This window comes from Maribacter sp. Asnod2-G09, assembly GCF_045063795.1.
Taxonomy (GTDB): domain Bacteria; phylum Bacteroidota; class Bacteroidia; order Flavobacteriales; family Flavobacteriaceae; genus Maribacter.
In genome coordinates, this window is the sequence record NZ_JBEFOA010000002.1 from 157,999 (window position 1) to 177,838 (window position 19,840).

The 19,840-nt window shown below is 35.3% G+C and carries 17 protein-coding genes and 1 tRNA gene; 5 read left to right on the top strand and 13 right to left on the bottom strand.

From position 1 onward, the window contains the following. Window positions 1–31: 31 nt before the first annotated feature. The 5 genes from ftsZ (at window position 32) to ACJJVT_RS00725 (ending at window position 3,271) form a co-directional block, all read left to right on the top strand. On the top strand, window positions 32–1,945 hold the full coding sequence (ftsZ, locus tag ACJJVT_RS00705; protein ID WP_405395625.1) for a cell division protein FtsZ: 1,914 nt from the start codon (window positions 32–34) through the stop codon (window positions 1,943–1,945). 88 nt (window positions 1,946–2,033) lie between these two features. After that, the gene (locus ACJJVT_RS00710; protein ID WP_405395628.1) at window positions 2,034–2,477 is read left to right on the top strand and encodes a GatB/YqeY domain-containing protein; all 444 of its coding nucleotides are present in this window, start codon (window positions 2,034–2,036) and stop codon (window positions 2,475–2,477) included. A gap of 66 nt (window positions 2,478–2,543) precedes the next feature. Beyond that, window positions 2,544–2,617 (top strand) — tRNA-Arg (locus tag ACJJVT_RS00715). Between the two features lie 46 nt (window positions 2,618–2,663). Continuing rightward, window positions 2,664–2,906 carry a GIY-YIG nuclease family protein gene (locus ACJJVT_RS00720; RefSeq protein ID WP_405395629.1) on the top strand — a complete coding sequence of 81 codons (243 nt, stop codon included), beginning with the start codon at window positions 2,664–2,666 and terminating at the stop codon, window positions 2,904–2,906. A 122-nt stretch (window positions 2,907–3,028) separates the two neighbouring features. Next, on the top strand, window positions 3,029–3,271 hold the full coding sequence (locus tag ACJJVT_RS00725) for a GIY-YIG nuclease family protein (RefSeq protein WP_405395629.1): 243 nt from the start codon (window positions 3,029–3,031) through the stop codon (window positions 3,269–3,271). 1,401 nt (window positions 3,272–4,672) lie between these two features. On the opposite strand, the gene ACJJVT_RS00730 is transcribed toward ACJJVT_RS00725, so the two are convergent. From ACJJVT_RS00730 to fbaA, 13 genes are all read right to left on the bottom strand, one after another. Then, window positions 4,673–5,278, bottom strand: a complete 606-nt coding sequence (locus ACJJVT_RS00730) for a hypothetical protein (RefSeq protein ID WP_405395630.1) — start codon at window positions 5,276–5,278, stop codon at window positions 4,673–4,675. An 87-nt stretch (window positions 5,279–5,365) separates the two neighbouring features. Then, window positions 5,366–6,346, bottom strand: a complete 981-nt coding sequence (locus tag ACJJVT_RS00735) for a YpdA family putative bacillithiol disulfide reductase (protein WP_405395631.1) — start codon at window positions 6,344–6,346, stop codon at window positions 5,366–5,368. After that, window positions 6,343–6,993 carry a ribulose-phosphate 3-epimerase gene (rpe, locus tag ACJJVT_RS00740; RefSeq protein WP_405395632.1) on the bottom strand — a complete coding sequence of 217 codons (651 nt, stop codon included), beginning with the start codon at window positions 6,991–6,993 and terminating at the stop codon, window positions 6,343–6,345. The genes ACJJVT_RS00735 and rpe overlap by 4 nt, the downstream gene beginning before the upstream one ends. Before the next feature lie 83 nt (window positions 6,994–7,076). Beyond that, complete coding sequence (locus ACJJVT_RS00745; protein WP_405395633.1) at window positions 7,077–10,184, bottom strand: WD40/YVTN/BNR-like repeat-containing protein; 3,108 nt, start codon at window positions 10,182–10,184, stop codon at window positions 7,077–7,079. Window positions 10,185–10,548: 364 nt separating this feature from the next. Beyond that, the gene (locus tag ACJJVT_RS00750; RefSeq protein WP_405395635.1) at window positions 10,549–11,007 is read right to left on the bottom strand and encodes a tRNA (cytidine(34)-2'-O)-methyltransferase; all 459 of its coding nucleotides are present in this window, start codon (window positions 11,005–11,007) and stop codon (window positions 10,549–10,551) included. Beyond that, a complete protein-coding gene (locus tag ACJJVT_RS00755; protein WP_073247394.1) occupies window positions 11,007–11,231 on the bottom strand; it encodes a VF530 family DNA-binding protein in 225 nt (74 codons plus the stop codon). Before ACJJVT_RS00755 ends, ACJJVT_RS00750 begins: the two co-directional genes overlap by 1 nt. 28 nt (window positions 11,232–11,259) lie before the next feature. After that, complete coding sequence (pulA, locus tag ACJJVT_RS00760; RefSeq protein WP_405395636.1) at window positions 11,260–13,242, bottom strand: type I pullulanase; 1,983 nt, start codon at window positions 13,240–13,242, stop codon at window positions 11,260–11,262. 258 nt (window positions 13,243–13,500) lie between these two features. Then, entirely contained in the window at window positions 13,501–14,364 is an 864-nt protein-coding gene (locus tag ACJJVT_RS00765; RefSeq protein ID WP_299326462.1) for an RNA polymerase sigma factor RpoD/SigA, read from the bottom strand. Window positions 14,365–14,524: 160 nt separating this feature from the next. After that, window positions 14,525–16,747, bottom strand: coding sequence for a polyribonucleotide nucleotidyltransferase (locus ACJJVT_RS00770; protein ID WP_405395639.1), 2,223 nt, complete (start codon window positions 16,745–16,747; stop codon window positions 14,525–14,527). A 206-nt stretch (window positions 16,748–16,953) separates the two neighbouring features. Continuing rightward, on the bottom strand, window positions 16,954–17,223 hold the full coding sequence (rpsO, locus tag ACJJVT_RS00775; protein ID WP_038235085.1) for a 30S ribosomal protein S15: 270 nt from the start codon (window positions 17,221–17,223) through the stop codon (window positions 16,954–16,956). A gap of 105 nt (window positions 17,224–17,328) precedes the next feature. After that, window positions 17,329–17,814, bottom strand: a complete 486-nt coding sequence (locus tag ACJJVT_RS00780; RefSeq protein ID WP_405395640.1) for a hypothetical protein — start codon at window positions 17,812–17,814, stop codon at window positions 17,329–17,331. Continuing rightward, the gene (gene accD, locus ACJJVT_RS00785; RefSeq protein ID WP_405396632.1) at window positions 17,811–18,686 is read right to left on the bottom strand and encodes an acetyl-CoA carboxylase, carboxyltransferase subunit beta; all 876 of its coding nucleotides are present in this window, start codon (window positions 18,684–18,686) and stop codon (window positions 17,811–17,813) included. The genes ACJJVT_RS00780 and accD overlap by 4 nt, the downstream gene beginning before the upstream one ends. 29 nt (window positions 18,687–18,715) lie before the next feature. Next, entirely contained in the window at window positions 18,716–19,783 is a 1,068-nt protein-coding gene (gene fbaA / locus ACJJVT_RS00790) for a class II fructose-bisphosphate aldolase (protein WP_405395642.1), read from the bottom strand. Window positions 19,784–19,840 lie beyond the last annotated feature (57 nt).

Consider the following 19,840-nt stretch of genomic DNA (forward strand, 5'->3'; position numbering starts at 1 on the left):
AAGAGAATACATAACCAGTAATAATTAGAATATGAGTAAGAACAGCGAATTTGATAATATCTCCTTTGATCTACCAAAGAATCAAAGCAACGTTATAAAAGTCATTGGTGTAGGTGGCGGTGGTAGTAATGCCATTAATCACATGTTCCAAGCAGGAATTAACGGAGTTGATTTTGTAATCTGCAATACAGATTCTCAGGCTTTAGACAATAGTCCGGTGCCAAACAAAATACAATTAGGCATGTCATTAACTGAAGGTTTGGGTGCTGGTGCCAATCCTGAAGTAGGTGAACAAGCTGCCATGGAAAGTATGGAAGAGATAAAAAGTATGTTGGATACAACTACTAAAATGATCTTCATTACTGCAGGTATGGGTGGGGGAACAGGAACTGGTGCTGCTCCCGTAATTGCCAAGTTTGCAAAAGAAATGGATGTTCTTACTGTCGGTATCGTTACTATGCCGTTTCAATTCGAAGGTAAAATGCGAGTTGAACAAGCACAACGTGGTATTGAAAAATTACGCAATAATGTCGATTCGCTGATCGTCATTAATAACAATAAATTAAGAGAAGTATACGGAAACCTAGGTTTCAAAGCTGGTTTCTCTAAAGCTGATGAAGTATTAGCAACTGCTGCTAGAGGTATTGCAGAAGTTATTACACATCACTATACACAAAACATAGATTTACGTGATGCTAAAACAGTACTATCTAATAGTGGTACTGCTATTATGGGTTCTGCTATTTCATCTGGTTCTGCAAGAGCTAATGAAGCAATCATGAAGGCATTAGATTCTCCGTTATTGAACGATAATAAAATTCAAGGTGCTAAAAATGTATTGTTATTGATCGTTTCTGGTGCTCAAGAAATTACTATCGATGAGATTGGTGAAATCAATGATCATATTCAAATTGAGGCAGGATACGGAGCAAACATCATTATGGGTGTTGGTGAAGATGAGAGCTTAGGCGAAGCTATTGCTGTAACGGTAATTGCTACAGGTTTTAATATTGAGCAACAAGATGATATAGTAAATACTGAGTCAAAGAAAATCATACATACTTTGGAGGAAGGACAACGTGCAGAGGCAATGTTGTTATCGAACCAAAAAACGGTTCATACTTTAGAAATGGACGATGAGGAAGAGGAGGTAAAACAAGTCAAACCCGTAAAAAAGTATGAGTTCGTTGAGGAAGAAGATTTTGACTTGATACCTACAACGAACTATATTAAAAATTTCAATGTTTTTTACGAGGAAGTACTAGCGGAAAATGTTTCAGAAGAGGATTTTGTTATCGTAGATGCGCCTACATCTTTTAGAGATTTGGAAGTAGTTGAACCAGAAGAGATACAAGTCGAAGAAGAAGATGATCAATTTACAGTTGGTTTTGAAAGTTCTTCAAGAGATGAGGAAGAAAAAGAAAATGTAATCATGTTTGATCTACATGATGAAGTAAAAGATATTGATGTTAACGAAAGCATCGAAATTGTACCAGTATTAGAGTATAATAAGAATGGTGAAAAACGCTATAGTTTAGATGACTACATGCAGTTAGAAAGTAAGCTGACTGGTGCAAAATCTAAGGCAGAAGAGTTCGAGCCTAAAATTATTGAAGACGAGTTGGTATTCGAGAGAAAGACCGTAGCTCCAAAAAGAGAAGCGCACCCAGAGGAACAATTAGATCCAATGGAAACGCCGATTGAAGAGTTATTGAGAGATAGAGCAGATGAACGTAGAAGAAAATTGAAAGATTTCAATTATAAGTTCAAAAACAATGCACCTACTAGTTATGACGAAAAGAAACCGGCATACCAAAGACAAGGTGTTGATTTGATCGAAAGTTCACGAGAAAAGAAGATTTCTAGAACATCATTAAGTGGAGATAGTAATGACGATATACAGTTGCGTTCTAATAACTCATTTTTACATGATAATGTAGACTAATAATAGTCTCACAATATTTTTAAACCCGAAAACTAAGTTAGTTTTCGGGTTTTATTTTTTTATCTTTGCAGACCAAAATATAGATGAAATGGGTTTACAGCAAAAAGTAATGGAGCAGTTGAAATTGGCTATGAAAGCAAAGGATGCTGTAGCGCTAGAATCACTTAGGGCTATTAAATCTGCTTTATTAGTAGCGAGCACTAGTGGAGGTGATGAGATAACTGAAGATGATGAGATTCAAATAGTACAGAAGTTAGTAAAACAAAGAAAAGACAGTGCTGCTATTTTTATAGAACAAGGAAGACAAGATCTTGCTGATCCAGAATTAGCACAGATTGCGGTAATAGAACAATTTTTGCCAGAACAACTTACAGAAGAAGAAGTAGAAAAAGTAGTCGTTCAAACTATAGATGCTACTGGTGCTTCAGGAATGAAGGATATGGGTAAGGTTATGGGGATTGTTTCTAAAGAATTAGCCGGTCAAGCAGATGGTAAATTAATATCAACAATTGTAAAGAAGAAATTAGCATAACATAGATTAGTATTAGGGCATTTTCAATTTTGCTGATTGCTAATTGAACACTGAATATAAAATAATGGCCTCGTGGCGCAACTGAATAGCGCATCAGATTTCGGCTCTGAGGGTTGGGGGTTTGAATCCCTTCGAGGTCACTTAAATTTAAGGTCTTGCTTTTGCAGGACCTTTTTATTTTAAATTATGTTTTACGTTTATATTTTAAGAAGTGAAGTTGATGGTCGTTTTTATAAAGGCATGACTAATAATCTTCCGAAAAGAATAGAAGAGCATAATTTGGGTAAGAACAAATCAACTAAGGGGTTTCTTCCTTGGGTTTTAGTTTATAATGAAGAATTTGAAACTAGAATAGAGGCAAGGGTTAGAGAAAAATATTTTAAATCTGGTATTGGTCGCGAGTACTTAAAGAGTATTCTTAACAATTAATGTAGCTCATCAGACCTGCCTGCCGGCAGGCAGGTTTCGGCTCTGAGGGTTGGGGGTTTGAATCCCTTCGAGGTCATTTAAATTTAAGGTCTTGCTTTTGCAGGACCTTTTTATTTTAAATTATGTTTTACGTTTATATTTTAAGAAGTGAAGTTGATGGTCGTTTTTATAAAGGCATGACTAATAATCTTCCGAAAAGAATAGAAGAGCATAATTTGGGTAAGAACAAATCAACTAAGGGGTTTCTTCCTTGGGTTTTAGTTTATAATGAAGAATTTGAAACTAGAATAGAGGCAAGGGTTAGAGAAAAATATTTTAAATCTGGTATTGGTCGCGAGTACTTAAAGAGTATTCTTAACAATTAATGTAGCTCATCAGACCTGCCTGCCGGCAGGCAGGTTTCGGCTCTGAGGGTTGGGGGTTTGAATCCCTTCGAGGTCACTAGGTTTTAAAGCCACATCTTAAAAGGTGTGGCTTTTTTGTGTTTTAATGATTATTGTAATGAGGTGAGTTGGTCTTGCCTATTTATATAGGTAGAGCTTAGGTGTCGAATGGACTATTAATGATGTGGTTTTTATTTTTTATTGTCGTGTGTATTGAAAATCGTGTTAGTATGTATAGATAGTATCGGAAGAACTCTTTTTAAGTAGAGATTAAAACGGATGATTATAGTTACTGATTTATGATATACCAAGTTCAAGTTGCAAGAATTCTATGTAGTATATATGAGTAACAATTAAAATCAATTTTTTTCTGCTTATGTTTTTTACTGTAGTAAGAGTATAGATATTAAAATTGCTACACTATTATATGTTGTTTACACTTTTTTTAGGTCTTAATATGTAATATAATGACTAGTTGAAACTTCTTTTTTGAGTATCTAATGCTGTTTGAAATTGAGAAACACAAACCAGTTTAATAGTGGAAGGCTATAATGTGTATTGAGGTAATCATTGTTGTTCAATTTTTATGTGAATTTCGTTGTTTCTAACGTACGGTAAATCATGCTGTTATGCTGAGGATAAAAAACTTTGTTTTTTTTATTTCAAAAAGGCTTGTGTTATTAAGAATAGTGTGTACATTTGCACCCCGCAAACGAGGAAGATTAATCCATTCCGAACAGGGAAGTTAAGACCGTTTGCGCCGATGGTACTGCTATACCAAGTGGGAGAGTAGGTAGCCGCCTTTTTCGAAAGCCCTTTACAGAAATGTAAGGGGCTTTTTTTATACCATAAATCCAACAGACCCTGCTCCATAAACGCCCAATGACAAGGGTATAGAAATACGAACATCATCACTAATACTACTACTACTACTACTACTACTACCAATTTTAAAATAATCATTTCTACAGTTAACTAACTCTATCTATGATAGAGACTTCATATCGATTGTATTGTTTATATAGTGCGATATGTTTAAGAAGGGGAGAACTTAGATAAGAATATAGTTAACATAAAATCAAATTTAGTTAGATATAAATCTGGGAGTGTAGTTGAAATGATAGTTGTTCAATTACTTCGAGTTTTAAAATATTCCTTAAAATTTTATCAATGACGTTGTATAAAAGAATCACTTATACTATATCTTTTAATTGATAAGTGTAGTTGTAGATTTTATAAGTAAATCCTTATTTTGAAGGCTAACAAAAATTTGAGTTTACGGTAGTATGTATAAAAAAAACCTGAGAAGTTAACTTCTCAGGTTTTAGTTTGTTTTCAATAAGCATTGTAGATTTATTGGTAATCTGACTTTTATAATAAATCTTAATCTCTATTGATATCGAAAATAATACCTTCTTTCTGCATTTGAGAAATTTCATTTTTTGAATACCCATAGGTTACCTCAGAATAGTTCTCTTCTTTATCAATTTTATAAAGTCTAGATTTTTTTGATATTTCATAATCGTTTAAAGAAAGGTATAAACTATCTGAAGTTACTTTCTCAAGTCTCATCGTAGAGTAACTGCCATTATCTGCTTTATATTTATATACGTCACCAACAGCCGGAGCTGATAAATATAGCTGCGTATTTTCTTTGTCTTTCCCGCTAGAATAAATTACAAACCCAATTAAGAGAGCTAAAACTAAAAGTCCTGAAAACTGCCATATGGGTCCTTTCGCTTCACTTTTAATCTTTTTATATTGCATTTTAAGCGCTTCAGGCATTTGTTTTGGAGATAAGGTCTCTTTACAATGAGTGCAATAAGAACTACCACTTTTCCCTAATGGAAACATTGGAATCCAAAATACGTGCGCATGCTTTCTGTAAATATTAATGTAAATAGTATCTTGATTGTTGCAGTGTTGACAAGTAATATTTCTTGTTTTTACGGAATCAAGATTTGCTGATCCGGTACCGAAGAAAATCATAGGGTTTGGTTTTGTTATTAAGTAAATATAACGTTTTTAAAAATTGTCTATTATCGTGACCACTTTTAATACCAATATATCAGTTAATTACGAGGTAGTTATAGTGCTGGAAATAATATTCTTAACAATCATTTTTGCATGAATTCTTGAATTCTCTATAAACCATTTGTGGGTTTCCATCCCTCCGCAGATTACACCGGCTAAATAAAGACCTGCTACATTCGTTTCCATAGTATCTGGATTATACTCTGGTAATTTCTTTGTGTCATTACTTATATTGACACCTAGTTTTTCTAAAAAATTAAAATTAGGTTTATATCCTGTTAATGCTAAAACAAAGTCATTTTCAATAGCTACATCACTATCTGGTGTGGTTAAGTTAATGTAATCTTTAGAAATAGATTTAATGGTTGTGTTGTAATAAGCTTTGATGCTACCTTCTTCAATTCTATTAATGATATCTGGTCGAACCCAGTATTTAACGCGTTTACCAACTTCTGGTCCACGTATAATCAAGGATACTTCAGCACCTTTTCTATAACATTCAAGTGCCGCGTCAATGGCAGAATTACTAGCTCCAATTACCGCCACTTTTTGACCAGAATAATAATGTGGGTTGTCATAATAGTGCACTACTTTTTCTAAATTTTCTCCTGGTACATTTAATAAATTAGGTAGGTCATAGAAACCAGTAGCAACAACAACTTGTTTTGAAATATAAGTAGCCTTATCTGAAATTATTGTAAAAACATTTTCATTTTTTTGAACATTTTCTACCTTTTCAAAAAGGTTTATATTCAATTTATTAGAGGTTACAATTCGTCTGTAATATTCTAAAGCTTCATCTCGTTTAGGTTTAGCTTCATTACTTATAAATGGTATTTCGTCAATCTCTAATTTTTCAGATGAAGAGAAAAATTGCATATTACTTGGGTAGTGAAACAGGGAATTCACAATCGGACCCTTTTCTAGAATAAGGTAACTGAGTCCGTTTTTCTTTGCTTCTAAGCCACATGCAATTCCTATTGGTCCACCACCAACGATGACCATATCAAATTCAGTTTTCATCCTTCTAATTCTTTTATAGATTTAATTGGATCGGCGCTTTTAAATACAAAACTTCCGGCAACTAAAATATCTGCACCTGCTTCAATTAATTTCTTTGAATTAGCAGTTGTAACTCCGCCATCGACTTCAATAAGAGCTGATGATTTTTTTCTTGTGATCAAAGCTTTAGTAGCTTTGATTTTATCGTATGTATTTTCTATAAATGATTGTCCGCCAAAACCCGGATTCACACTCATAATTAAAACAACGTCAATATCTTGAATGATATCTTCTAAAAGCATAACATTAGTATGCGGATTCAAAGCAACACCAGCTTTCATGCCCAAAGCCTTTATAGCTTGTATAGTTCTATGTAGATGCGTACACGCTTCATAATGTACCGTCAATATATGAGCTCCAAGATTAGCAAACTCTTCAAGATATCTATCAGGGTCTACAATCATTAAATGTACATCTAAAGGTTTTGTAGCATGTTTTTGAATTGCTTTTACAACCGGCATACCGTAAGATATGTTTGGAACAAAAACTCCGTCCATAACATCAATATGGTGATACTCCGCTTCACTTGCATTTACCATTTCAACATCACGTTGTAGATTTCCAAAGTCTGCTGCTAAAAGTGATGGCGCTATACTTGCCTTTTTCATATGAATAAACCTTATTTGTTCATTACAAAAATACGTATTTGTAATTCGTTTTAATTGTGTTTTAGCTTTTGCTTTAACATCATTTAATCAATCTTCGAACCACCATTTTTAGTTAGTATAGGATTTATTTTCGTTTTGTATTTACTCAAAATACTATCTAGTTTATCAAGTTCAACTTTAAGCTCTGCAGATAGTTCTTCAAAAACTTTATAAGCACCGTTGGTTGGTTTTGCTTCGCCAGATTCAACACTGCGACGTAATGAAGCTAATCTATTATTGAGCTTAATAGGGAAATTTAAAGGATCCTGACCTGATTGGTTTTTTACTTGATACAATGCTTCTTCAACTTCTGATAAATCATTTAAAAATGGAGTTACCATACTATTATATTTGCTGGTATCAATACTTTCTTTCGCAGCTATAAGTGATTTTTTAATTTCACGAATTTTAATCACTGCTTCATTAGCTGCAGTAGTTTTACCTATAATTTTATTGGAAAGTTCGAACTGCTCATTTAAATCTTCTTTGGTGATACCTTTAAGATTGGGGTCCATTTTTATTTCGAAGGCATATGTTTTTTCATAATCGCCAGATTTCATTTTCACTTTATAAATTCCTAATGGAGCTTTTGGTCCTCGAGCAGGTCTTGCGCTCCAAATAATCATACCGTCAAAAGTGGTGGCGCCAGTATATCTCATATCCCAAGTAAACGTATTTATTCCTTTTGCTGTGGTAGGTTTTGTAGATCCGCCTTTTAGCCAATAAGGAATGTTAGGGTCTACTTCATATTTCGGTTTGCTACCGGTAAAGGTGTTGATTAATTTATCTTGAGCGTCATAAATTTCAAAAGTAATGGTGTCTTTTTGTTCCTTTAAGTAGTATTGAATAGAGGCATTTGTTAAACCTCTAAGCGCATCTGTAGGTTTAAATAGAACAGCATCTTGTTTTGCCATTTCTGGAGTAAACTGTCTGATTGGTTGAATATCATCTAAGATCCAGAATCCTCTTCCGTGTGTACCTAATACGACATCATTATCTTTAATGACTAAATCTCTAACAGGAGTATCTGGAAGTTCTAACTGAAGACTTTGCCATAGCTCACCATCATTCATTGAGAAATATACACCATGTTCAGTAGCCAAAAATAGCAAACCTTCTTTTACAGGGTCTTCACGTACGGCTCTTGCAAAATGACCATCTTCAATTCCGTTAATAATTTTGGTCCATGTTTTTCCGTAATCATGTGTTTTGAAAACATAAGGTTGTCTGTCATCAACTTGGTATCTGTTAGCTGCAATATAAAGTGTACCTGGGTTATGAATAGATTCATCAATAATACTTACTCTTGAAAATTTTGGTAAATCTTTAGGAGTAATATCTGCCCAATTTTTTCCTCCATCTCTAGTAATATGTATTTTACCATCATCTGAACCAGCCCATATTGTATTAATGTCGTGGTTAGAAGGCGCAAGAGCAAATACGGTAGCGTAAATTTCTGGTCCGTTCATATCCATGGTGATAATACCACCAGTTTTACCTAAAGTAGTTGGGTCTGCATACGTTAAATCTGGACTAATTTTTTCCCAAGACTGTCCGTCATCTGTAGTTTTCCATACATGTTGAGAGCATGTGTACATCACGTTAGAATCTTTTGGAGCGAACATAATAGGAAAAGTCCACTGCCAGCGTTCTGGTAAGGCACTAGCGGGTTCACCAGAGAAAAAACGTGGGTATACTTGAATATCTCTAGATTGTCCGTTACTTCTATCATAACGAGTTAAAAGTGCTCCTTGGCTACCGGCATAAAAAATATCTAAGTCTGTAGGATGTTGTGTGATCCAGCCACTTTCACCACCGCCAACAGCGTAAGCCCAGCCATCTCCTTGACCACGAGCCTGCATATGTCCCCAGCCATCACTTGGTACGGCAATAGTGCTATTGTCTTGTTGTGCACCAGCAACATGATAGGGCACATCGTTCGTTGTCATTACATGGTACAGTTGAGTAGTAGTGTAATCTTCTTCTGTCCAAGATTTTCCGCCATTGATACTAACAACACCGCCACCGTCATTTGAAGAAATCATACGCTCAGGATTGTTAGGGTCTATCCATAAATCGTGATTATCGCCATGTGGTACTTTAATTTTTGTATCAAAATTTTTGCCTCCATCAGTAGACTTCCAAAAATCAACATTAAGTCCGTAAACAATATCTTTATCTAATGGATCAGCATAAATTCTCGAATAGTAAAAAGCACGTTGTCTCAGTTTTCTTTCATCATTAGTGCGTTCCCAAGTTTTACCGGCATCGTCTGAACGAAAAACACCACCTTCGTTAGCTTCTACAACGGCCCAAACACGATTAGAATCTGCTGGAGAAACTGTTACCCCGATTTTACCTAACGGACCTTCTGGCATACCAGGGTTTTTTGAAAGATCTGTCCAAGTCTCACCGGCGTCAGTAGATTTCCATAGTTTACAATCTGGACCACCGCCCCACATTTTCCATGCTTTTCTTTGAACTTGCCATGTGCTAGCATATAAAACATTAGGATTATTTCTGTCAATTATTAAATCTACGGCACCTGCTTTATCACTTACATATAATGTCTTGTTCCAAGTTTTTCCACCATCAGTACTTTTAAAAACACCACGTTGTTCGTTATCACCATATGGGTGACCGAGTGCGGCAACATAAACTATATCAGGATTTGTTGGGTGAATTCTAATTCTAGAAACCGCTTGAGTTTCTTCTAACCCTAGGTGTGTCCAAGTTTTACCTGCATCAGCTGATTTATAAACTCCGTCACCTTGGGTGATACTGCCGCGCAATTGTACTTCTCCCATACCAATGTATACAATATCAGGATTGGTTTCTGCGACCGCCACTGCACCAACCGAAGAACTTGTAATTTGACCATCTGTAACAGCTTCCCATTCATTACCGCCATCAGTAGTTTTCCATAGTCCGCCACCTGTTGCACCGAAATAATATTCGTTAGGCCTACTTGGACTGCCCGAAGATCCTAAAGAACGACCGCCACGTACAGGACCGATATTACGCCATTCTAAATTCTCATAGAATTCTGGAGTTATGGTTGCAGTATTTGTTTTAGATTTTTTTTGTGCAAAACTGGTGCTAAAAGCGACCAATGTAAATGCAAGTAATAGGTAGTATTTTTTCGTATTCATAAGGTGGAAGTTAGGTTGGTTCTAATCGTGAAATAAAAGAATTTCACTTTGAAAATAATCAATTATTCTACTATAATTAAATGATTTTCAAATTTTAACGGGAAGTTGGGGAAACCTAATATCTGGACTAATTTGAATATTTTTTCATGAATGATAGAATCGTAATATCATCATGATTTTTTATGATATAGGTAATATGAGCTTATGTTATTTGGAATTTGGTAAGTGATGTATTTTAATTGAAAAACTAGATTGAAATTTTTGATTTAGGAAAGGAAAATTAGTGCAACTTAAATTTTACTGCCAATAGATTAGTTAGCAGTTTTTAGCAATGTTTACGATTTCAGTTATCAAAAGAAAGTAGTTATTTCAAGTTTATTTGTCGTAAACCTTCGTAGATAGTAATGGCTACAGCATTGGCTAAGTTTAAACTTCTAATGTGTTCGCTATACAATGGGATTTTGGAAGTATTTTCGATGTTTTGCTGTAATAATTCTTTAGGTAAGCCAACAGATTCTTTTCCGAAAATGAGAAACATATCATCTTCAAAATCCATATCCCAATGATTTTTAGTAGCCGTAGCAGAAAAAAATATCATTTTTTTGTCCTTATGTTGCTCAAAGAATTTATCAATATTCTCGTACATAATAACATTGAGGTGTTGCCAGTAATCTAGTCCCGCTCTTTTTAAACGTTTATCAGTAAGTTCAAATCCGAATGGTTTTACCAAGTGTAATGTAGATCCTGTTCCGAGAGCTAATCTGCCGATGTTACCTGTATTATTAGGTATTTCTGGTTCTATGAGTACTATATTTAGGCTCATTATTTTTTGAAGGATTGTAAGTATAAATGTTCAACTTTTTCTCGAGCCCAAGGAGTTCTACGTAAAAATTTTAAGCTTGATTTTATAGACGGATTACTTTTAAAGCAATTAATATCAACTTGACCAGCCAAATCTTCCCAAGAATACTTTTCTGTAAGTTCTTCAAGTATCGTTGCTAGTTTAATACCATGAAGCGGATTATTAGGTTGAGAATCTGAACTCATGTTTTATTAAAATTTTATAGACTTACAATTATTTCTGAAATGCAATGTACATAGATAGCGCAGGTACTTCAATACTGTCTTTCAATAAATGCAGCCCTTGAAAGTCAAAGGTACTACCAGAAACAGCCTTTTGCCAAACTCCATCAATTTTATAATTTATTTTTTCGTTTGATGCATTGTAAATCACTAAAATGTTTTTCCAATTGTCTTCGTTTGCGTTACTTTCTAATGTAAAGGAAACAAGACTATTATTAGTATTTTGGAATTTTAAATGTTCTCTTACTTGATTGGAGGTAGCCATATAAAAAGCGGGATGCTCTTTTCTTAGCTTTATTAGATTTTTATAGTAGTCGAATACTTCTTTGTGGTCATTCTTCCAATTCCAATTTATTTGGTTGATGCTATCAGGTAGGTTGTAAGAATTATGTTCTCCGTTTTTTGTACGAAGCATTTCTGATCCAGCATGAAGAAATGGGGTGCCTTGTGAGGTCATTACAATAGCATTTGCCAATTTATCCATGGCAATTAATTCTTCTAATGTTGCGTCTGGTCTTGAAATTTTAAGTTTGTCAAATAAGGTATGGTTATCATGACAAGAAACATAGTTGATAGATTGCCATGGTTCTAAGGTCCAAGGAACATCTGAGTAATTTACCTTTTCATATTCAATTTGAGGATGTTGAGTTGCGCCTACAATTCCGAATTTAATAGATTCCACTGTATTCTTAGCGCCACTAACAAAACCTAAACTTTCATCTTCGAAAACTGAACCTTTTAATCCGTCACGTAAATCATCACTAAAAGCAGCAAATTTTGGAAGTTGCTGCATGTGTTCTTTAAGGGCTCGTTTTTCTTCCGGTAACGGAGAATCTGAAGCAGTCCATCCTTCCCCATATAAAAGTGCATCAGGATTTATTTCTAAAACAGCTTCACCAATTTTATTCATGGTTGCAATGTCATGAATGCCCATGAGGTCGAACCGGAATCCGTCAATATGATATTCTTTCGTCCAATGTAAGACAGATTCAATCATGAATTTTCGCATCATAGCACGCTCTGATGCAGTTTCGTTTCCACAGGCAGCAGCATCGGAATAAGAACCATCTTCCCAATGGCGATAATAATAACCAGGTACTTCTTGATTAAAATTAGATTCTTCTGTTTTGCCAGTGTGGTTATATGCGACATCTAAAATAACTCCAATACCATTATCATGAAAAGTCTTTACCATTTGCTTAAACTCTTTAATGCGAACTTCTGCATTAAAGGGGTCGGTAGAAAAAGAACCTTCAGGAGCATTGTAGTTGTTAGGGTCGTAACCCCAATTAAATTGTGGAGTGTCTAAATTAGTTTCATCAATAGCGTAATGGTCTAAAGTGGGTAAAAGATGCACATGGGTAATACCTAGTTCTTTTAAATGATCAATACCTGTAGCAACTCCGTTTGGACCTTTAGTTTCAGCTTCTACTAACCCTAAGTATGTACCAGGTAGTGATGAGCCAGACTGCGGATGAACTGTCAAGTCACGAACATGTAATTCATAAATTATAGCTTCATTGTATTTATTAAGAGTAGGGGATGAGTCTTTTTTCCAAGCCTTCGGGTTGGTGGATTCCATATCTAAGACCATTGCCCTATTACCATTTACTCCTACAGCTTTGGCGTAAATTCCTGGAGTTTCATCTAGCCACAAATCATTAATTTTAACTTGATAGGTGTAATAGATGCCATTTAAATCACCATCTACTTTTGTTTGCCAAATACCTTGATGCTCTTTTGTCAGGTTATAGTATGAAAAGACAGTAGCGTCATATCCATTTTTATAAAGTCTTAAAATTACTTCTTCAGCATTTGGAGACCAAAGTTTAAAGAGCGTAGCATCTTCGGTATATTGTATCCAAAGGTTTTCGTTTATAGGGGTAGGGTATTTATTGAAATCAGTAATAGTCTTTTTGGTATTACAAGAGTTGAACAGCGCGAAACTCATTAGAATTAGTGCTGTATGTTTCATTAGGTTAATGTTGATACTCTAAGATAAGGAAAGATTTTTTAGGGTATGTATCAGCAAACAGATACTTAGTTTTTCAAATTCCAGTAGAAACTATTATAAATGAAAAAACTCCGGTAATCAGCCGGAGTTTATTCATCAATCAAAAAACGAACAGTCATGATAAACTGTTGTTACCGTTAAAATTACAACTAATATGCCAATATTGCCAATTTAAGGAATATTTAACGTGTAATTTTTATAACTTGAACGCTTTGAGTTTTAACCCAAATACGTTTTTAATATTTTACTTCTAGAAGTATGCTTTAAACGTCTAATCGCTTTTTCTTTAATTTGACGAACTCTTTCTCTTGTTAGGTCAAAAGTTTCACCAATTTCTTCCAAGGTCATAGAATGCTGATTAGCAAGACCAAAGTATAAGCGAATAACATCTGCCTCACGAGGCGTCAATGTTTCTAAAGCACGCTCAATTTCTGTACGTAAAGACTCGTGTAATAATTCTCTATCTGGGTTTGGAGATTCGCCACTACGAAGTACATCATAAAGGTTAGAATCTTCACCGTCGATAAGAGGCGCATCCATAGATACGTGTCTACCTGAGTTTTTCAATGATTGTTTTACGTCATCAACAGTCATATCCAATTCTTTCGCAATTTCTTCAGGAGAAGGCATTCTTTCATGCGCTTGCTCTAAGAAAGCAAAAGTCTTGTTGATTTTATTGATAGAACCAATTTTGTTCAATGGCAAACGAACGATACGAGATTGTTCTGCCAAAGCTTGTAATATAGATTGACGGATCCACCATACGGCGTAGGAGATAAATTTAAATCCCCGCGTTTCGTCAAAACGCTGTGCAGCTTTGATCAGACCAAGGTTTCCCTCGTTAATCAAATCTGGTAAAGTAAGGCCTTGGTTTTGGTACTGCTTAGCAACTGAAACCACGAATCTGAGGTTGGCTTTCGTAAGTTCTTCAAGAGCACGCTGATCGCCTGCCTTAATACGTTGTGCCAATTCTACTTCTTCATCAGCGGTGATCAAGTCAACTTTTCCAATTTCTTGTAAGTACTTGTCCAAAGATGCGGTCTCTCTATTGGTGACCTGTTTTGTAATCTTAAGCTGTCTCATTAAAATAAATTAAGTTCAATTTGCATAGACTGCATATACTTATACGTAAAAATCTTCCGAATGTTACAATTGGAGGCAAAAAACTTCATAAATCTGTTGAAATGCATAAAAAAAGCCCCAACATATATGTCGGGGCTTACTTTATAAACTTACAAGAGTATTAATCTCTTCTTGGTTTTCTATCGCGATCACGACTACGATCGTTTCCACGACGGTCATCTCTACGTTTGTCATCACGTGGTGGTCTTTCAACAAAACCTTCTGGTTTTGGTAAAAGTGCTTTACGAGAAACTTTCTCTTTACGAGTACGTTTGTCTAAGCCGAAATACTTAACATCGAATACATCGCCCATGTTTACAACATCAGCTACATTTTCTGTACGTTCCCAAGCTAATTCACTTACGTGTAATAATACTTCGTTACCTGGAGCATCCATATATTCTACAACTGCACCAAAATCAAGCATTTTAATAACTTTTACTTCGTAAACGCTACCAACTTCAGGCTTAAATAATATAGAGTCTATTTTTGCCATAACAGCATCAATACCTTTATTACCAACACCTAAAATTTCTACAATACCTTCTTCAGTAACAGGATCCTCATTTATAACGATAGTCGTTTCAGTTTCCTTTTGCATCTCTTGAATCACTTTTCCACCAGGACCAATTAAAGCACCAATGAATTCATTAGGAACTCTACGAGTAACCATTGTAGGTGCGTGATCTTTAACGCTTTCAGCAGGAGCAGAAATTGTATCGGTAATTTTACCTAAGATGTGTAAACGACCATCTCTAGCTTGCTTTAAAGCATTTACAAGAATTTCGTAAGACAATCCTTTTACCTTAATATCCATTTGGCAAGCAGTAATACCGTCAGCAGTACCAGTTACTTTAAAATCCATATCTCCTAAATGATCTTCATCACCTAAAATATCAGATAATACAGCATATTTTCCAGAATCAGCATCAGAAATTAATCCCATTGCAATACCAGAAACTGGTTTCTTCATTTTTACACCAGCATCCATCATAGCCATTGTACCAGCACAAACTGTTGCCATAGAAGAAGAACCGTTAGATTCTAAAACTTCAGATACAACACGAACTGTATAAGGGCAATCTGCAGGAATCATTCCTTTTAAGGCACGTTGAGCTAAGTTACCGTGACCAACTTCTCTACGAGATGTTCCACGAATAGGTCTTGCTTCACCTGTACAGAAAGGAGGGAAGTTATAATGTAAATAGAAATTTTCTTCGCCTTCGTAAGATGGCATATCTATTTTGTTTGCATCTCTAGATGTACCTAAAGTTACTGTAGCTAAAGCTTGAGTTTCGCCACGAGTAAAGATTGCAGATCCATGAGTAGAAGGTAAATAATCAACCTCACACCAAATTGGTCTAATTTCATCAGTCTTACGACCATCTAAACGTAAACCTTCGTTTAATGTTAAATCACGTACAGCTGCTTTTTCAGCTTTATTGTAATATTTTGAAATTAATCCGCCAAAATCAGCTTGCTCTTCTTCAGAGAAAGATGCTTTGATTTCTTCTTTGATTTCACCAAACGCAGCACTACGCTCATGCTTAGCAGAACCTGCTTGAGCAATAGCATATACTTTGTCATAAGCCATATCGTGAATTTTCTTAGCTAAATCAGCTTCTTCTCTTTCACCTTGGTACTCACGAACTTCTTTTTTGCCAAAAGCTTCAGCCAATGCAACTTGAGCAGCACATTGTACTTTAATTGCTTCATGAGCAAATTTGATAGCTTCTGTCATTTCTTCTTCAGAAATTTCATCCATTTCACCTTCAACCATCATAACTGAATCGGCAGAAGCACCAATCATCATATCGATGTCAGACTCTGCTAATTGAGCACGAGTTGGGTTAATTACGAATTCGCCATTTACACGAGCAACTCTAGCTTCAGAAATTGGGCATTCGAATGGAAAATCTGACAATTGAATAGCAGCAGAAGCAGCTAAACCTGCCATTGCATCTGGCATAACGTCATCATCATGAGACATTAATTGAATCATCACCTGAGTTTCAGAGTGGTAATCTTTTGGGAATAATGGACGTAAAACACGATCCACTAAACGCATAGTTAAAACTTCACCATCACTAGGTCTTGCTTCTCTTTTGAAGAAACCACCTGGGTAACGACCGGCAGCAGCAAATTTTTCACGGTAATCTACCGTAAGTGGAAGAAAGTCCACATCACTTTGTTTGTAGTTGGAAACAACTGTACATAATAACATACATTTTCCTGATTGAACAACAACAGAACCGTGTGCCTGTTTTGCCAATTTTCCTGTTTCGATAGAAATTTCTCTACCGTCACCAAGGTCTATGACCTCTTTAAATACTTTTGGAATCATAAAATTCGATTAAAATTTGCGCAATGCAAATTTGTTAAACAATGGTCTTTCCGACTGAAATTCTCTGGTCGGAGTTGTTGTGTTGTTGTGTTGACCAATGAAAAACCGTGTGTAGCTTTTTGTTCGCCTTTGCCAATATGTTTGGCTTAACCTCCTAAGGCGGGAGTATTAAAAAAGGGGATAGCTAGCTATCCCCTTTTGCAATATTATTTTCTAATACCTAGCTCTTTAATTAGCTCTCTGTATTTTACAATATCATTTTTAATCATGTAATCAAGAAGACTTCTTCTTTTACCTACGAGTTTCACAAGTGAACGCTCAGTATTGTAGTCTTTATGATTTCTTTTCAAGTGACCGGTCAAATGATTGATACGGTGTGTGAATAAAGCGATTTGTCCTTCTGTAGAACCAGTGTTCTCTGCTTTACCGCCGTGTTTCTTGAAAATTTCGGCTTTTACTTCTTTTGTTAAATACATTCCAATATTAATTTAAATGATTTTTATGTACATGATTGATTTTCAATCAGGGCGCAAAGGTATGATTTTTTTTGAAATGTTTAATTGATATTCTGATAATTTAAATCAAAAAGCACAACCATTAGGTAATGGTGCTATTTTCTCTAAGCCTTCAGCAAATTCAGAGCTTAATTCAGCGGCAGAAAATCCATTGTCGATAGACCCTTTTTGTACAGCAGATGCATAACCTGTAGTATTCATATGAACACGAATATAAACTTCGTCGTCATTTTCAAGCGGAATATTTGAACCTGATCTTGTAAATGGTTGTTCGTCTACATGACTATGAGTTAGAATTCTTCTATAAATAAGATTACCTTCTAAATCTATAATTTCCCACCAATCTGCATATTGGTCACAACCTGTATCAGGACTAGAAACTGTAGTGGCAATTGTATACGCATTTGACTCTCCTGAGATATTTACCTCGGTAACTTGTGCATTAAAATCAAAAATGCTCGTCGAATCTGATTCATCGACGAGCACTTCTTCTTTATCTGTAGAACAGCATAAAAACCAAAAAGATAGTATGGTACATGCTAAAGTTTTCAAGCTATTGCTTTTTCTGATCTTACAGGGTTATTTTGAATAAGGTCTATATATAGGTTGACTTTTTTCTTTAAATCTCTTCTATGTGATATAAAATCTAAAAAGCCGTGTTCCAATAAAAATTCAGATGATTGAAAACCTTCAGGTAAATCTTTACCTGTAGTATCCTTTACAATTCTTGGGCCAGCAAAACCTATCAATGCACCTGGCTCTGCAATATTAATATCGCCAAGCATTGCATATGATGCAGTAGTACCACCAGTTGTTGGATCGGTACATAAAGAAATATATGGTAAACCAGCTTCAGACAGCTGTGCAAGTTTAGCAGATGTTTTTGCTAATTGCATTAATGAAAGCGCTGCTTCCATCATACGAGCTCCGCCAGATTTAGAAATCATCATAAATGGTGTTTTCTTTTTAATGGCGTAGTCTATACCACGGGCAATTTTCTCACCAACGACACTACCCATAGATCCACCGATGAATTTAAAATCCATACAGCAGATTACGATGTCTTTGCCAAATGACTTTCCGTATCCTGTTCTGACAGCATCTTTGAGTCCGGTTTTTTTCTGTGCCGCTTTTAAACGCTCGCTATATTTCTTGGTATCCTCAAATTTCAAAGGATCTTTAGAAGTAAGATTAGCATCAAGTTCTCTAAACTTATTGTCATCGAACAAAATTTCAAAATACTCCTTACTACCGATTCTTACATGATAATCATCTTCAGGACTTACATAAAAGTTTTTTGCAAGATCGTCTGACTCAACTATTTTACCTGTTGGCGATTTATACCACAAGCCTTTAGGTGTGTCTTTCTTTTCTTCGGTAGAAGTTTGTATACCTTTTTCTTTTCTTTTAAACCAAGCCGTCATATCATCCATTTTTTGGTTATCCTATACTATTAAAGTGTATTTACGTTGTTTAAGTCTTCAAAAGCTTTTTTCAAACGTTCTATGAAAGCAGTTTCTCCTTTTCTCAACCAAACTCTTGGATCGTAAAATTTCTTGTTAGGCTCATCTGCACCTTTAGGGTTACCTATTTGTGATTGTAAGTAGTCTTTATTATCTTGAACATAGTCACGAACACCTGCTAAAAAGGCATACTGTAAATCTGTATCAATATTCATTTTAATAACACCGTAGCTAATACCTTCTCTAATTTCTTCAACCGTAGAACCAGATCCACCGTGAAATACGAAATCGATATGGTTGTGCTCAACACCATATTTTTCAGAAATATACTCTTGAGAGTTTTTAAGAATTTTCGGAGTCAATTTTACGTTACCCGGCTTATAAACACCATGTACGTTACCGAATGCAGCAGCGATAGTAAACTTTGGGCTTACTTTAGAAAGTTCTTCGTAAGCGTATGCAACTTCTTCTGGTTGTGTGTATAATTTAGAATCATCTACATCAGAATTATCAACACCATCTTCTTCACCACCAGTAATACCTAGTTCGATTTCTAAAGTCATGTTCATTTTGCTCATGCGCTCTAGATATCCCTTACAGATTTCGATATTCTCTTCTAAAGGCTCTTCAGAAAGATCGATCATATGTGAACTGAATAAAGATTTACCAGTTTCAGCGAAATGTTTTTCACTAGCATCTAGAAGACCGTCGATCCAAGGCAATAATTTTTTTGCACAGTGATCTGTATGAAGAATAACTGTAGCACCATAAGCTTCTGCTAATTGGTGAACATGTTTTGCACCAGCAACTGCACCTAAAATAGCTGCTTTTTGCCCGTCGTTAGAAAGACCTTTACCAGCATTGAACTGAGCTCCACCATTAGAAAATTGAATGATAACAGGAGCATTTAAACTTGCAGCTGTCTCTAAAACACCATTAATAGTATCTGAACCAATAACGTTTACCGCAGGTAATGCAAATCCTTTTTCTTTTGCGTAGTTGAAAATTGCTTGAACTTCGTCTCCGGTTGCAACTCCCGGTTTGATATTGTGAGCCATAATTATGTAGTTGTTTGTTTCTAAAAAAAATGAAAAACAAAAGTAATAAAACAATTA

Bases quoted from the DNA above. Each gene is read 5' to 3' on its own strand.
- ACJJVT_RS00750 (WP_405395635.1), bottom strand. From the start codon at position 11,007: ATGAGCCTAAATATAGTACTCATAGAACCAGAAATACCTAATAATACA.
- ACJJVT_RS00755 (WP_073247394.1), bottom strand. From the start codon at position 11,231: ATGAGTTCAGATTCTCAACCTAATAATCCGCTTCATGGTATTAAACTA.
- ftsZ (WP_405395625.1), top strand. From the start codon at position 32: ATGAGTAAGAACAGCGAATTTGATAATATCTCCTTTGATCTACCAAAG.
- ACJJVT_RS00730 (WP_405395630.1), bottom strand. From the start codon at position 5,278: ATGATTTTCTTCGGTACCGGATCAGCAAATCTTGATTCCGTAAAAACA.
- ACJJVT_RS00765 (WP_299326462.1), bottom strand. From the start codon at position 14,364: ATGAGACAGCTTAAGATTACAAAACAGGTCACCAATAGAGAGACCGCA.
- ACJJVT_RS00745 (WP_405395633.1), bottom strand. From the start codon at position 10,184: ATGAATACGAAAAAATACTACCTATTACTTGCATTTACATTGGTCGCT.
- ACJJVT_RS00710 (WP_405395628.1), top strand. From the start codon at position 2,034: ATGGGTTTACAGCAAAAAGTAATGGAGCAGTTGAAATTGGCTATGAAA.
- ACJJVT_RS00735 (WP_405395631.1), bottom strand. From the start codon at position 6,346: ATGAAAACTGAATTTGATATGGTCATCGTTGGTGGTGGACCAATAGGA.
- pulA (WP_405395636.1), bottom strand. From the start codon at position 13,242: ATGAAACATACAGCACTAATTCTAATGAGTTTCGCGCTGTTCAACTCT.
- ACJJVT_RS00770 (WP_405395639.1), bottom strand. From the start codon at position 16,747: ATGATTCCAAAAGTATTTAAAGAGGTCATAGACCTTGGTGACGGTAGA.
- accD (WP_405396632.1), bottom strand. From the start codon at position 18,686: ATGACGGCTTGGTTTAAAAGAAAAGAAAAAGGTATACAAACTTCTACC.
- ACJJVT_RS00720 (WP_405395629.1), top strand. From the start codon at position 2,664: ATGTTTTACGTTTATATTTTAAGAAGTGAAGTTGATGGTCGTTTTTAT.
- ACJJVT_RS00725 (WP_405395629.1), top strand. From the start codon at position 3,029: ATGTTTTACGTTTATATTTTAAGAAGTGAAGTTGATGGTCGTTTTTAT.
- rpe (WP_405395632.1), bottom strand. From the start codon at position 6,993: ATGAAAAAGGCAAGTATAGCGCCATCACTTTTAGCAGCAGACTTTGGA.
- fbaA (WP_405395642.1), bottom strand. From the start codon at position 19,783: ATGGCTCACAATATCAAACCGGGAGTTGCAACCGGAGACGAAGTTCAA.
- rpsO (WP_038235085.1), bottom strand. From the start codon at position 17,223: ATGTATTTAACAAAAGAAGTAAAAGCCGAAATTTTCAAGAAACACGGC.